The sequence below is a fragment of the Kibdelosporangium persicum genome, from assembly GCF_013280595.1.
GTDB lineage: Bacteria > Actinomycetota > Actinomycetes > Mycobacteriales > Pseudonocardiaceae > Kibdelosporangium > Kibdelosporangium persicum.
Genome location: NZ_JAAATY010000019.1, coordinates 1 through 12,648, shown reverse-complemented (window position 1 = coordinate 12,648; position 12,648 = coordinate 1). Strand labels below are relative to the sequence as shown.

Sequence of the window (12,648 nt, the reverse complement as noted above, 5' to 3'; positions counted from 1 at the left end):
TGTATGGACAAGGTGGTTAACAGTCGATCGGGCAGGCGGCCATCGCGCACAGCAGCTCGGCGCTTCGCCGGCCGAGACCCAGATCACGGGCGACGGCGAGGTCTTCGGCGGTGTCGACGTCGCACCGCAGTGACGGCCAGCTCTCGGTGAGCGCGATCGCGCCCGAAGCCGCGTGCGCCCGGGCCGAACCGACGCCGAACCGGGGGTCGAGTGGCCCGCCCGCGGCGGAGAGCAACAGTGTCGTGCCGGTCGTCTGCCGGTCGGCGCAGAAAGCACGCCTGCCGTCAGCGGTTTTCACGGCCTCGGCCAGGTCGGTGGACCGCAGCGCGGGCAGATCCGCCTGGAGTGCGCCTATTTGCCCGGCCCTGTCCGACTGGCGCAACAACGCGGCGCCGTGCCGCAACGCCTCGTTCAGTCCGCGCGAGCGGCCTTCGGGCACGCACTCGAAACCTTCGGCGGCAAGGACGCTCGCGACGGCCGGATCCGAGCTCACCACCAGTACGCGGCGTACGCCGTCGGCCTCGGCGGCCGCCGTGACTGTGTCCACAAGCACGGCGAGCACCAGCTCGGCGTGCTCTTCCGGACGCACCACGCCACGCAGCCGCGACTTGGCGTCCGGCAGGGCTTTCACAGGCACGACGAGATCTGTCTGCACCGTTCGATTCTGCATCAAAACCCGGATGAACCGCCCGGACCCGGGTGAGTCCTAGACTCCGGTGGTCGTTTGTGCAGAGGAGGAGCCTTGGCGCGTCGTGAGAAGGACGGGATCTGGGTCAAGATCACCGCTTCGGTGTTCTACCCGATCACCTGGTTGTCCAGGCAGGTGATCCGTGGCCAGGAGCGTATTCCGCGCACCGGCGGCGCGATCCTGGTGTTCAACCACATCTCCCACCTGGACCCGGTGGTCGACGCGGTGTTCGTGCACCGCAACAAGCGGGTGCCGCGGTTTCTGGCCAAGGACAGCCTGTTCCGCATCCCGGTGGCCGGGAAGATCATCGGCGGCGCGGGCAGCATCCCGGTGTACCGGGGTACGGCCAACGCCGCCGACAGCCTGCGTGACGCGAACAAGGCGCTGCGTGAGGGCAAGCTGATCTGCATCTATCCGGAAGGCACGATCAGCAAGGACCCGGAGGGCTGGCCGATGCGGTCCTTCCCCGGTGTGGCACGGCTCGCACTGGCCAACGACGTACCGGTGCTGCCGGTCGCCAGGTGGGGCACCAACCACATCCTGAACGGGTACACCAAGACGTTCCGGCCCTTCCCGCGCAAGACGGTCACCATCCACGTCGGCGAACCGGTGGACCTTTCGCAGTTCCGCGCCGAGGACCCGCCCGCCAACACCACGCTGATCCGGGTCACCGAGCTGATCATGAACGAGGTGAAGAAGATGCTCGCGGAGATCCGCGGGCAGGAGGCGCCCGCCGGTTTCTTCAACCCCAAGAAGGCGGGGAAGTGAGATGTCGCTGACGCGGATCGCGGTGCTCGGCGCGGGTTCGTGGGGCACGACCTACGCCAAGGTGATGGCCGACGCCGGCCGGGACGTCGTGTTGTGGGCACGTCGCCCGGAAGTCGCCGAGGCCGTGGTCCGGGAGCACGAGAACCCCGACTACCTGCCCGGGGTCCGGCTGCCGGGCAACCTGACGTCCACATCGGACGCGGCCGAGGCGCTGGACGGCGCCGAGGCGGTCGTGCTGGCCGTGCCCAGTCAGAGCCTGCGGTCCAACCTGTCCCAGTGGCGGCTGCCGGCGGGAGCGACGCTGGTCAGCCTGGCCAAGGGGGTGGAACTGGGCACGCTCAAGCGGATGAGCGAGGTGGTCGCGGAAGTCGCGGGCGTGCCGTCGGATCACGTCGCGGTGGTGTCCGGACCGAACCTGGCCATGGAGATCGCGCGGGAACAGCCGACCGCGACCGTGATCGCCTGCGAGGACCACGACCGCGCGGTGGACCTCCAGCACGCGAGCACGACCGGGTACTTCCGGCCGTACACGAACACCGACGTGATCGGCTGTGAACTCGGTGGCGCGTGCAAGAACGTGATCGCCCTGTCCTGCGGGATGGCGTCGGGTCTCGGTTTCGGCAGCAACACCCTGGCCACCCTGATCACCCGGGGCCTGGCCGAGACGTCCCGGCTGGGCATGGCACTGGGCGCGGACCCGCTGACCTTCGCGGGCCTTGCCGGACTGGGAGATCTGGTCGCGACGTGCTCGTCGCCGTTGTCCCGCAACCGGACCTTCGGCGAGCGGCTCGGCCGCGGCCAGACGTTGGCGGAGGCACAGGAAGCCACCCACGGACAGGTCGCGGAAGGCGTGAAGTCCTGTTCGTCCATCCGCGCGCTGGCCCTGCGGCACGGCGTGGACATGCCGATCACCGAAGTGGTGCACCGGGTCTGCCACGACGGACTCGACCCACGGGAAGCGGGCGCGGAGCTGATCGGCCGGAAGGTACGCCCGGAGCGCTGACCGTCCACTCGGACCCCGATGTGCGAGATATCACGGCTAGGGCAACATCTCGCCACGCCGTCGGTTCATCACACCTGTGGCAGCTGTGACACGAGTGACAGCTGAGACGTCCGATGTAGACGGCGACAGGGAGCGGCTTCGTGGAAACGCCACGTCCCGATCTCTGATTCGCCGTCCTGGGGACGTGCCGTCCGGCGAGGACACCCCATCGGGTACAGACCGGTCCACTTCATGGACGTGGGTTGACGGACTTGACTCTCGCTGCTTTCCTGGTCCGCATGATGCGCGCCATGGCTGACGGACGGGGTCACATCGACCTCGGCTTCGTCGCGAGCGCGCTGTGTCTTCCCCGGTGATCGGCCCGTTGTCATCGTTCACGCCGTTTTCCGAGGGAAATCCATGTTCGCCGTACCTGAGAACACCGTCGCGCTTGCCGCCGCCCCCACGCTGAAGACCCCCGCCCGGATCGCGCGGGAGTTCGCGCTCGACCGGGACCGCTGGAAGAGGCACTTGCGCTACGACCCGGTCGAGCGCTTCTTCACGTTGCTGGAGCGCACCGACGACCACGAGGTCTGGTTGATGAGCTGGTTGCCGGGCCAGTCCACCGATCTGCACGACCACGGCAGCGCGACCGGTGCCTTCACGATCGTCTCAGGTGTCCTGACCGAGCTGGTGATGCGGGCGAACACCACGTTGGAGTTGCAGGCGGGACAGTCCCGGGTGTTCGCGCCGCACTACGTGCACCAGGTGTCGAACAACGGTGCCGACCCGGCGGTCAGCATTCACGTGTACCGCACTACCCGCGAGATGCGTACCTATCCATAACGTGCGCGGGGATCTCCCAGCCCGGTGCGAGATCGTCGCTGGGTTGCGGCGCACCCCACTGCTGGGTCAGGGGAAGCACACCGGCCCACGCGAGGTTGTCGGAGATGTCCTCCGGTTCGTCGCCGGGGCCGCCGGTGCGGACCTTCAGGGCCGCTTCGTCCAGGGAGAGCGCCAGGACCGCGGTCTTCGCCAGTTCCTTCGCGTTCGGTTCGCGGCTGTGGTTCCACGAGCCCGGCGCCATGTGCTCGGTCAGCACCTTGAGGCCGTGCAGCCGTTCTTCGGCGGATTCGACCAGGCGGGCATGCCCGTGCACGACCGCCGACCGGTAGTTGGCCGAGAAGTGGAACACCGAACGTGCGTAGACGATCCCGTCGAGCAACGTGACCGCGACGCAGACCTCGTTGTCCAGTGCGGAACGCAGGCTCAGCGCGCCTGTGGAACCGTGGAGGTACAACGTGTCGCCGTCCCGGCCGTATCCGGTCGGCAGAACGACCGGCGACCCGTCGATGACGACGGACAGGTGGCAGATCAGTCCGGCGTCCAGGACGGCGTCCAGTGCGGCCCGATCGGTGACGGCGCGTTTCCTGCCGCGTTTGATCGTGCTGCGGGGTGTGGGCGATAGTGGAGATCGGGTCACGGCTACCAGTGTCTTCGGCAAAGTGGCATCATCAAAGGGCCAAAAAGATCAAAAACTGGAAGGCCATTTGACCATGTCAGCCGACCCACCGGCGCCCCCGGTCACGTTGGACCGTGAGTCCGACACCCCGCTGGCCGTGCAACTCGCCGACGCGCTGCGCTCGGCCGCCGCGGACGGTCGGCTGCGCAGCGGAGACCGGCTGCCGTCGACCCGCGCGCTCGCGACGCGGCTGAACGTCAGCCGTACCGTCACGTCGGCGGCGTACGAACAACTGCACGCCGAAGGCTGGATCGCGGGCAAGCACGGCTCCGGCACATATATAACGACAGCCCCGCCGGGCAGCCTGCCGGAATCGGCGCCCCGGCCGAAACGTGGCGTGGCCGCGCCGACCCTCGTCGACCTCACGCCCGGATCGCCATGGGCGGGCGGAATCGACCGTGCCGCGTGGCGACGGGCCTGGCGCGCCGCGGCCGACGCGTCGCCGCTGATGCGGCCCGAACGGGCCGGCTTGCCCGAGTATCGCGAGGTCATCGCCGAGCACCTGTTGCGCCACCGCGGTTTGCGCGTCGGCGCCGAGGACGAGACCGTGCTGGCGACGAGCGGGACGTCCGCCGCCGTGTCCGAACTCGCCTTCGCCGTCCTCGGCCGCGGTGCCACCGTCGCGATCGAGGAACCGGGATACCAGCGGGCCGCGGCGGCGATGACCGCGGCCGGGCTCGACGTCGTGCAGGCTCCTGTTGACGTGGAAGGGTTCCGGGTCGACTCGGTGCCCGAAGGCGTGAAGGCGGTCTACTGTTCGCCCGCGCACCAATATCCCCTGGGCGGCCGGATGCCCGCGGGCAGGCGGGTGGAACTGGTCGAACGCGCCAGGCGCGACGGATTCCTTGTCATCGAGGACGATTACGACGGCGAGCTGCGCTACGACGTGGCGCCGCTGCCTTTGCTCGCCGCGTTGGCGCCGGATGTCGTGGTGCACCTGGGAACGACGAGCAAGATCCTGACGCCGACCCTGGGCACCGGCTGGATGGTCGCGCCGCCGCCGGTCGTGTCGGCGATCCTCGAACTGCGTGACCGCACCGGAATCGGGCCCGCGGTCGCCGGGCAACGCGTCCTGGTCGAGTACGCCCGCAACGGTGACCTCGGCAGGCACCTGCGACGACTGCGCCGTGAGCTGTCCGAGCGCCGGTCGCTTGTGGTGGATGCCTTGCGGGAAGCCGGTTTCGACGTCCTCGGGGACGACGCGGGCGCGCACGTGGTGGTGCCGCTGAGCTCCGGGCGGGCGGAACGGGACGTCCAGGCCAAGGCACGGGAGTTCGGTGCCCGGATCGACGGCCTGACCAGGCATCACGCCGGCCGGGCCCGGTGGCACGGCATCGCGCTGGGCTACGCGGCATGCTCCCGTGACGAGCTGCTCGGCGTGTTGCCCCAGCTCATAGACCTGCTCAGGGAGGCTGACCGGGACAGGTAAGGTCGGAAGCCATGAGCGAGCCGAAAATCCGAGTCGCCGTCGTGTTCGGCGGCCGCAGCACCGAGCACGCGATCAGCTGCGTCTCGGCAGCGAGCGTGCTCGCCACTGTGGACACTGATCGATTCGACGTCCTGCCGATCGGCATCACGCCGGAAGGCGCCTGGGTACTGGCCCCGGGCGCGTCCACGCTTGCGATCGAGGGGGATGCGCTGCCCAGCGTGACGTCGGGCACCGAGCTGGTCCTGGCCGGTGCCCACGTCGTCATGCTGGAGAAGACCCGGGCAGGGGAAGTGCTCGGCGACGTCGACGTGGTCCTTCCGATGCTGCACGGCGCCTTCGGCGAGGACGGCACCATCCAGGGCCTGCTCGAACTGGCCGGCATCCCGTACGTCGGCTCCGGCGTGCTGGCCAGTGCGGTCGCCATGGACAAGGCGTTCGCCAAGCGTGTCCTGGCCGCCGAGGGTCTGCCGATCGCACCGTACGAACTGGTCGCGCGTGACGAAACCACGCTGTCGCAGGAGCAGCGCGACCGGCTCGGCCTGCCTGTGTTCGTCAAGCCGTGCCGTGCCGGTTCGTCGCACGGCATCAGCAAGGTCACCGACTGGTCGCAGCTGCACGACGCGATCGAGGTGGCCCGGACGATCGACCCGAAGGTGATCGTCGAGGCCGAGGTGATCGGCCGTGAGATCGAATGCGGTGTGCTGCAGTTCCCGGACGGCCGCATCGAGGCGTCACTGCCCGCGGAGGTCCGCACCAGCGGCGACTGGTACGACTTCGAGACCAAGTACCTCGACGACTCGCTCGCGGTGGACATCCCGGCCAAGATGGACGACACGCTCACCGAGAAGATCCGCGCGATGTCGATCAGGGTTTTCCGCGCGGTGGACTGCGAGGGCCTCGCCCGCGTCGACTTCTTCGTCCGCGACAACGGGGATGTGCTGGTCAACGAGCTGAACACGATGCCGGGTTTCACCCCCAGCTCGGCCTACCCGAAGATGTGGTCGGTCACCGGCCTCGACATGAAGACCCTGGTGAGCACGTTGATCGACACCGCGCTCGGCCGCGGCACAGGTCTCCGCTGATCAGCCCTCGTGAGTGTTTGTCAGGGTTCTAACCCGGATAAACACTCACGAGGTTTTCTTGGGGAGGGTCCGGGTTATCAGGGTGGAGATATCCTGCAGCGGGCCGGTCCCGGTGCTCGCCGGCACGGTGAGCGCGACGTAGACTGACCGGTCCGCCAGGTACCAGGTGGTGGCCAGCTCGTTTTCCACTGGAAGCCAGGACACGCCGTCGATCGCACGGAGGGGCGTTGTCGCCGTCAGCTCAGCCGGCTTGTCCAGGCCACAGCGCAGGACCACCGGGTCGGAGCGCTGGTCGGTCCACGCGACAGACGCAGGCGGCGCCGGCTCGGCCAGCGCCGCCTTGGTCAGGACGGTCGAACCCGACTTCAGCGTCGCGGGGACGTTCTGGATCAGGGTGGCGCAGTCGGCCGATCCGGCCGCGGGCGCGGGCACCGGAACCAGTGCGACCGGCCCGGTTCGCAACGGCGACGACGGCGGCGGCGCCTGCTGGGCTGTCCGGTCGTCCGTGGAGCCGAACAGGAGGCCGGCGATGATCACCCCGGCGACCAGCAGCACGGCCAGTCCGGCCGCTACGACAACCCTTGGCCCTTCCACATCCCCACTACACCACGGGTCAAAGATGAACCACCGGGCAGGTCAACGTTCGTGTGATCCCGTCCACGTTCTGGATACGGGCCACGACCAGCTGGCCGAGCAGGTCCACGCTGTCGGCCTCGGCACGCACGATCACGTCGTAAGGGCCCGTGACGTCCTCGGCGGTGGTGACTCCCTGTATGCCGGCGATCTCCGCGGCCACCGCGGCCGCCTTGCCGACCTCGGTCTGGATCAGGATGTAAGCGTGGACCACCGGCGTGCCCCTTCGTCTGGACAAGAATGCTCAAGGTAGGAACGTGGTCAGCAACGTACCCCAACCGGGGAATGTTTGGTGATCCGAACATTCGGTATCGGAGGCTTTTGTGCGATCGGACACGCCGGACCAGGCGGGCACCGTCGCCGAGTTGGGTGAGTTCAGCCTGATTCAGCGGCTGACGGGCGGGCGCGCCCAGCCGCCGGGCACGCTGCTCGGACCCGGTGACGACGCGGCCATCGTGGTCGCGTCCGACGGACGCGTCGTGGCCAGCACGGACGTGCTCGTCGAAGGCGTGCACTTCCGGTTGGACTGGTCCACACCGGAACAGGTCGGGCACAAGGCGGTCGCGGTGAACCTCGCGGACGTGGCCGCGATGGGGGCGACCCCCACCGCGGTGCTTGTCGGGCTGGCCTGCCCGCCACAGACCACAGTGGAGTTGCTCGACGGGATCACCGCGGGCATGTGGAAGGAAGCCACGCGGGCCAGGGCCGGGGTGGTCGGCGGGGACGTGGTCAGCTCGGACACGCTGGTGATTTCCGTCACCGCACTCGGGGATCTGCAAGGACGGCAGCCGGTGACACGCGCCGGGGCGCTGGTCGGAGACGTCGTCGCGGTGTGCGGCAGGCTGGGCTGGTCGGCGGCCGGGCTCGCCGTGCTGGGCCGCGGGTTCCGTTCACCGGTAACGGTTGTCAGTGCGCATCGCGCGCCGGAACCGCCGTACGAAGCAGGCGCGCAGGCGGCGCTGGGCGGGGCGACAGCGATGATCGACGTGTCGGACGGACTGCTGTCGGATCTCGGCCACATCGCCAAGGCATCCGACGTGGCCATCGACGTCCGCACGGATCTGCTGGAAGTGCACCAGCGGCTGGTGGACGTCGGCACCGCGCTCGGCGCCGATCCCCGGCACTGGGTGCTCACCGGCGGCGAGGACCACGCGCTCGCCGCGACTTTCCCCGGGCCGTCCGAGGTCCCGGAGGGCTGGGTCACCATCGGCACGGTCAGGCGCGGCGAAGGGGTTACCGTTGACGGCCGTCCCTACGAGGGGCCCGGCGGCTGGCAACACTGGCGTTGATCTAGTCCACTGTGGAGGAAATGTGCCGATCTATGCGTTGGGCGACAAGGAACCGATCATCCATCCGGACGCATACGTTCATCCGGATGCGACAGTCATCGGCGACGTGACGCTGCACGCGTTCGCCTCGGTGTGGCCGCAGGCCGTGCTGCGCGGTGATTCCGGCAGCATCCAGGTCGGCGAACGGACCAGCGTGCAGGACGGGACCATCGTGCACTGCACGGAGTTCCACCCGACCGTGATCGGCGCCAACTGCGTGGTCGGGCACAACGTGCACATCGAAGGCGCGACGGTCGCCGACCACTGCCTGATCGCCTCGGGTTCGGTGCTGCTCAACGGATCGGTGGTGGAGGAGGGCGCCGTGCTCGGCGCGGGCGCGGTGATGTCCTTCAACGGCCACATCCCCGCCCGCCGGATGGCGCTGGGCGTGCCCGCCCGCATCCGGGAGAACCACGAGGTGCCCGCGCTGGCGTTCGCGATGATCGTCGACGGCTACGTCGAGAAGATCAAGACCTACAAGGCGGGCCTCCGACGCCTGGACTAGGCCCATTTTCCGGTGGGCTATCCTCCGGCGGCATGGCACGCCCTTTGAACGAAGTCATGGAGGCCGGGTGGGCGAAAGCCCTCGAGCCGGTCGCGGACAGGATCGCCGCGATGGGCGAGTTCCTGCGCGCCGAGATCGCCGCGGGCCGCACCTACCTGCCCGCCGGGGAGAACGTCCTCCGTGCGTTCAAGCAGCCGTTCGACGACGTCCGTGTGCTGATCGTCGGGCAGGACCCGTATCCGACGCCGGGGCACGCCGTCGGCCTGTCCTTCTCGGTGGCGCCCGACGTGCGGCCGATTCCCAAGAGCCTGATCAACATCTACAAGGAGTACTGCGAGGACCTGGGGCACCCCAAGCCGTCCACCGGTGACCTGACGCCGTGGACCGAGAACGGGGTCCTGCTGCTCAACAGGGCGCTGACGGTGATGCCCGGCAAACCCAACTCGCACCAGGGCAAGGGCTGGGAAGAGGTGACCGAGCAGGCGATCAGGGCGCTGGCAGGCCGGGGCAAGCCGCTGGTGTCGATCCTGTGGGGCCGCAACGCCCGCAACCTCCGGCCGTTGCTGGACCCGTTGCCGTGCATCGAGTCCGCGCACCCGAGCCCGATGTCCGCGGCCGGTGGCTTCTTCGGGTCGCGGCCGTTCAGCCGGGCCAACGAACTGCTCGTCCAGCAAGGCGGCGAGCCGGTCGACTGGAAGCTGCCCTGACGGCAGGGCCGGCCGGCGCGACCAGGCTCGCGCTGATCTTCGACTTCGACGGCCTGCTGATGGACACCGAGTCCACTCAGTTGCTGAGCTGGCAGTACGAATGGCGGCAGCACGGCCTCGAACTGGACGTCACGAAGTTCTTCGCCGACCACGGCGGCGACGTCAGCGACCTGCGGTACGCCGCGCTGGCCGCTGCCGTGGGGCCCGCCTATGACCGGATGTCCAGCCATGCGCGGCGGGTGGCCTATCGCGACTCGCTGAACGCCGTTCTGGAGTTCCGGCCAGGAATCAGGGAATGGCTGGATTCGGCGGACGGCTTCCGGCTGGCCGTGGCGAGCAGTTCGCCTGCCGCCTGGGTGCTGCCGTTTCTGGAGCAGTCCGGCTACCGGTCCCGGTTCGACGTCGTGGCCTGCGGTGACGAGGTCCCCGCGCACAAACCGGATCCGGCGGTGTACCAGCTCGCGTTGCGCCGCCTGGGAGCCGTCCCCGCACAGGCCATCGCCTTCGAGGACACGCCACACGGCGTGGCCGCGGCGAAAGCGGCTGGACTGCGGTGTGTGGCCATCCCCAACCCGCACGCGGACCCGGCCCGGTTCGCTGCCGCCGACACGGTGCTGGTCAGCGCCAAGGACATGACGCTGGCGGAAGTCGTCAGCCTGTGGTGAAGGCTGCCCGGGAACGCGAACCGGCCCGGGTGGTCGGAAACCACCCGGGCCGGTTGGAAGAGCTTGAGCGTCAGCCCCGGACGACCTTGCCCGCCTTCAGGCAGGAGGTGCACACGTTCAGCCGCTTGCGCTGCGAAACGCCCAGCTTGGCGTGCACGGTCTGGATGTTCGGGTTCCACCGCCGGTTGGTGCGCCGGTGGGAGTGTGAGACCGACTTGCCGAAGCCCGGCCCCTTACCGCAGACGTCGCACACAGCAGCCACGTCAGTGTCCTTTCCTCTGGGTTGCCGGCGGATCAAGCCGACGACGTACAGCCCGGGCCTGCCAGGCAACTACGACAGGGTAACGGGTCGCCGCCAGCGGTTACAAACCGGCCCCGTTCTCCGCGCCGCCGGTGTGTTCGCGGTTACTCTCGCGCGAACCGTCACGAAAGCTGGAGGACACGACCGTGCTGCAGGTCCTGGACGCCGCCGCGATTCGCCGCTGGGCCGCGGTGAGCGTACAGACGCTCAGCGCGCAGCGGGAGGCGATCGACCGGATCAACGTGTTCCCGGTGGCCGACGGCGACACGGGCTCCAACCTGCTCGGCACGATGCGCGCCGCACTGGAAGCGCTGCTCAGGGCCCCGGTGGACGAGCGATCCGAGACCGGAGCCGCGCTGACGGTCCTGGCCAAAGGTGCCCTGGCGGGCGCGCGGGGCAACTCCGGCGTGATCGTGTCGCAGATGCTGCGCGGCCTCGCCGAGTCACTGCGTGACGTCGATCAGGCCGGGGCCGACGACCTGGCGAAGGCGCTGGTCAGGGCGGCTGAACTGGCGTCGGAGGCGGTCGCCGAGCCGCGGGCGGGAACGATGCTGACCGTCCTCACGGCGTGCGCGGCGGGGGCCCGGCGGAACCGCTCGGGGGTGTTGCACGAGGTCACGGCCGCTGCGGCACGGGCCGCGTCGGAGGCGTTGGCGTTGACGCCGCAGCAGCTCGACGTGCTGGCAGAGGCAGGTGTGGTGGACGCTGGAGGGCGTGGCGTACTGGTCCTCCTGGAATCGCTGGTCACGGTCGTGAACGAACGTGACGAGCCGGTTGTGCCGTACTCGACCTCGCAGCCGTCGCCCGTGGCGGCTCGTGAGGCAGGGTCGACCGAGTTCGGCTACGAGGTCATGTACCTGCTCGACTCCACGACTGGTGAGAAGGCGGGCCATCTCCGCGAGACGCTGACGACGCTCGGCGACTGTGTGTCCGTCGTCGGCGATGGCGACGGACTGTGGACCGTCCATGTGCACTGCAACGACGTGGGTGCGGCGATCGAGGCCGGTATCGAGACGGGCCGGCCGCACCGGATCATGGTCGCCCGGTTCGCTGACGCCGAGGGCGTGCCGTCACGGTTCGGACGCGCGCGGGTTGTGGTGATCCCGGCTCGTGGCGCGGGCATCGCGGCGCTGTTCCGTACCGAGGGCGCTTTGGTACTCGAGATCGGACCCAACGACGAGCCTGACGTATGGGACCTGCTCAACCTGATCACCTCGACCGGCGCCTCCCACGTGACCGTTCTGCCTGGTGACGAGGGCCTGATGGGGATCGCCGACGAGGCCGCGGCCCGGGCCGTCGCCGGTGGCCAGGACGTGATCGTGGTCCCCTGCGCCTCGCCCGTGCAAGCGCTTGCGGCCCTGGCCGTGCACGACCCGGCCCGGCGCGCGGGCGACGACGTGGTGGCGATGGCCGAAGCGTCCGCCGGGACCCGCCGGGGCGAGCTGGTGGTGGCCAGCGAGGACGCGATCACCTGGATCGGGCCGTGCCGTGCCGGTGACCTGCTGGGTTTCGCCGACGGTGACGTCATGCGGATCGAACACGGGCCGGTGGACGCCTCGAAGATCGTCAGGGGAGCGTGCGCCATCGTCGACCGGATGCTCGCGGCCGGCGGTGAACTGGTCACGGCGCTGCTGGGCGCCGACGCGCCGGACAGCCTGAGCGACGACCTGGAGAGGTACCTCAGACGGGAGTACCCGGCGGCGGAGTTCGTCGCGTACCGCGGTGGGCAACGCGACAACGTGGTCATGCTCGGCGTCGAGTAGCTGGCTTGGTTGCGCCGATCATTTACGCCACGCAACACGCCCGGCATCGTCCCGGCCACAGTGTTGATCTGCCATCAGCGGAGATGTCGGCTGCGTGGGGCGGGGCGGAAATGGTTGGCTCTGGCGACCAGGCCGGTCCGAGCGGAGCGAGGGCAATCCGGGTTCGGGGCGGGTCGTTTGGCGGGTGGTTGGCTTGGTTGCGCCGATCATTTACGCCACGCAACACGCCCGGCATCGTCCCGGCCACAGTGTTGATCTGCCATCAGCGGAGATGT

General features: G+C 69.1%; 15 protein-coding genes. 10 read left to right on the top strand and 5 right to left on the bottom strand.

All coding sequences use genetic code 11. The features are described 5' to 3' along the window. Positions 1–16 precede the first annotated feature (16 nt). On the bottom strand, positions 17–655 hold the full coding sequence (gene cofC / locus GC106_RS29020) for a 2-phospho-L-lactate guanylyltransferase (protein WP_173137202.1): 639 nt from the start codon (positions 653–655) through the stop codon (positions 17–19). Between the two features lie 87 nt (positions 656–742). Here cofC and GC106_RS29015 point away from each other — a divergent pair, with 87 nt between their 5' ends. The 3 genes from GC106_RS29015 (at position 743) to GC106_RS29005 (ending at position 3,284) form a co-directional block, all read left to right on the top strand. Next, positions 743–1,456, top strand: a complete 714-nt coding sequence (locus GC106_RS29015) for a lysophospholipid acyltransferase family protein (RefSeq protein WP_173137200.1) — start codon at positions 743–745, stop codon at positions 1,454–1,456. 1 nt (position 1,457) lies between these two features. Next, positions 1,458–2,459 (top strand): NAD(P)H-dependent glycerol-3-phosphate dehydrogenase, encoded by a 1,002-nt coding sequence (locus GC106_RS29010; protein ID WP_173137198.1) that lies wholly within the window; start codon positions 1,458–1,460, stop codon positions 2,457–2,459. Positions 2,460–2,858: 399 nt separating this feature from the next. Beyond that, a complete protein-coding gene (locus tag GC106_RS29005; RefSeq protein WP_173137196.1) occupies positions 2,859–3,284 on the top strand; it encodes a cysteine dioxygenase in 426 nt (141 codons plus the stop codon). On the opposite strand, the gene GC106_RS29000 is transcribed toward GC106_RS29005, so the two are convergent. Beyond that, positions 3,256–3,921, bottom strand: a complete 666-nt coding sequence (locus GC106_RS29000; RefSeq protein ID WP_173137194.1) for a pyridoxamine 5'-phosphate oxidase family protein — start codon at positions 3,919–3,921, stop codon at positions 3,256–3,258. The two genes, GC106_RS29005 and GC106_RS29000, sit on opposite strands and share 29 nt — an antisense overlap. A gap of 73 nt (positions 3,922–3,994) precedes the next feature. On the opposite strand from GC106_RS29000, the gene pdxR reads away from it, so the two are divergent. Further along, positions 3,995–5,389, top strand: a complete 1,395-nt coding sequence (gene pdxR / locus GC106_RS28995) for a MocR-like pyridoxine biosynthesis transcription factor PdxR (RefSeq protein WP_173137192.1) — start codon at positions 3,995–3,997, stop codon at positions 5,387–5,389. Between the two features lie 11 nt (positions 5,390–5,400). Next, positions 5,401–6,471, top strand: a complete 1,071-nt coding sequence (locus GC106_RS28990; RefSeq protein ID WP_173137191.1) for a D-alanine--D-alanine ligase family protein — start codon at positions 5,401–5,403, stop codon at positions 6,469–6,471. 45 nt (positions 6,472–6,516) lie between these two features. On the opposite strand, the gene GC106_RS28985 is transcribed toward GC106_RS28990, so the two are convergent. Both GC106_RS28985 and GC106_RS28980 read right to left on the bottom strand, forming a co-directional pair. After that, the gene (locus GC106_RS28985) at positions 6,517–7,065 is read right to left on the bottom strand and encodes a DUF3515 domain-containing protein (protein ID WP_173137189.1); all 549 of its coding nucleotides are present in this window, start codon (positions 7,063–7,065) and stop codon (positions 6,517–6,519) included. 19 nt (positions 7,066–7,084) lie between these two features. Further along, entirely contained in the window at positions 7,085–7,318 is a 234-nt protein-coding gene (locus GC106_RS28980; protein WP_033380331.1) for an Lrp/AsnC ligand binding domain-containing protein, read from the bottom strand. Positions 7,319–7,427: 109 nt separating this feature from the next. Here GC106_RS28980 and GC106_RS28975 point away from each other — a divergent pair, with 109 nt between their 5' ends. Genes GC106_RS28975 through GC106_RS28960 form a run of 4 tightly spaced genes read left to right on the top strand, consistent with a single transcriptional unit; the run spans position 7,428 to position 10,309 of the window. After that, entirely contained in the window at positions 7,428–8,393 is a 966-nt protein-coding gene (locus GC106_RS28975; RefSeq protein WP_173137187.1) for a thiamine-phosphate kinase, read from the top strand. 22 nt (positions 8,394–8,415) lie between these two features. Continuing rightward, positions 8,416–8,937, top strand: coding sequence for a gamma carbonic anhydrase family protein (locus GC106_RS28970; protein WP_173137185.1), 522 nt, complete (start codon positions 8,416–8,418; stop codon positions 8,935–8,937). A 32-nt stretch (positions 8,938–8,969) separates the two neighbouring features. After that, on the top strand, positions 8,970–9,644 hold the full coding sequence (locus tag GC106_RS28965; RefSeq protein WP_173137183.1) for a uracil-DNA glycosylase: 675 nt from the start codon (positions 8,970–8,972) through the stop codon (positions 9,642–9,644). Continuing rightward, positions 9,629–10,309 carry an HAD-IA family hydrolase gene (locus GC106_RS28960; protein WP_312872952.1) on the top strand — a complete coding sequence of 227 codons (681 nt, stop codon included), beginning with the start codon at positions 9,629–9,631 and terminating at the stop codon, positions 10,307–10,309. The genes GC106_RS28965 and GC106_RS28960 overlap by 16 nt, the downstream gene beginning before the upstream one ends. A gap of 70 nt (positions 10,310–10,379) precedes the next feature. Here the strand turns inward: GC106_RS28960 and rpmB are convergent, their stop codons facing one another. Further along, entirely contained in the window at positions 10,380–10,571 is a 192-nt protein-coding gene (rpmB, locus tag GC106_RS28955; RefSeq protein ID WP_033380326.1) for a 50S ribosomal protein L28, read from the bottom strand. A 185-nt stretch (positions 10,572–10,756) separates the two neighbouring features. Between rpmB and GC106_RS28950 the strand changes: the two genes are divergently transcribed. Continuing rightward, the gene (locus tag GC106_RS28950; RefSeq protein WP_312872922.1) at positions 10,757–12,373 is read left to right on the top strand and encodes a fatty acid kinase ATP-binding subunit FakA; all 1,617 of its coding nucleotides are present in this window, start codon (positions 10,757–10,759) and stop codon (positions 12,371–12,373) included. Positions 12,374–12,648 lie beyond the last annotated feature (275 nt).

Excerpts from the sequence above, each read along its gene's own strand:
- GC106_RS29010 (WP_173137198.1), top strand. The coding sequence starts at position 1,458 with ATGTCGCTGACGCGGATCGCGGTGCTCGGCGCGGGTTCGTGGGGCACG.
- GC106_RS29005 (WP_173137196.1), top strand. The coding sequence starts at position 2,859 with ATGTTCGCCGTACCTGAGAACACCGTCGCGCTTGCCGCCGCCCCCACG.
- pdxR (WP_173137192.1), top strand. The coding sequence starts at position 3,995 with ATGTCAGCCGACCCACCGGCGCCCCCGGTCACGTTGGACCGTGAGTCC.
- GC106_RS28990 (WP_173137191.1), top strand. The coding sequence starts at position 5,401 with ATGAGCGAGCCGAAAATCCGAGTCGCCGTCGTGTTCGGCGGCCGCAGC.
- GC106_RS28965 (WP_173137183.1), top strand. The coding sequence starts at position 8,970 with ATGGCACGCCCTTTGAACGAAGTCATGGAGGCCGGGTGGGCGAAAGCC.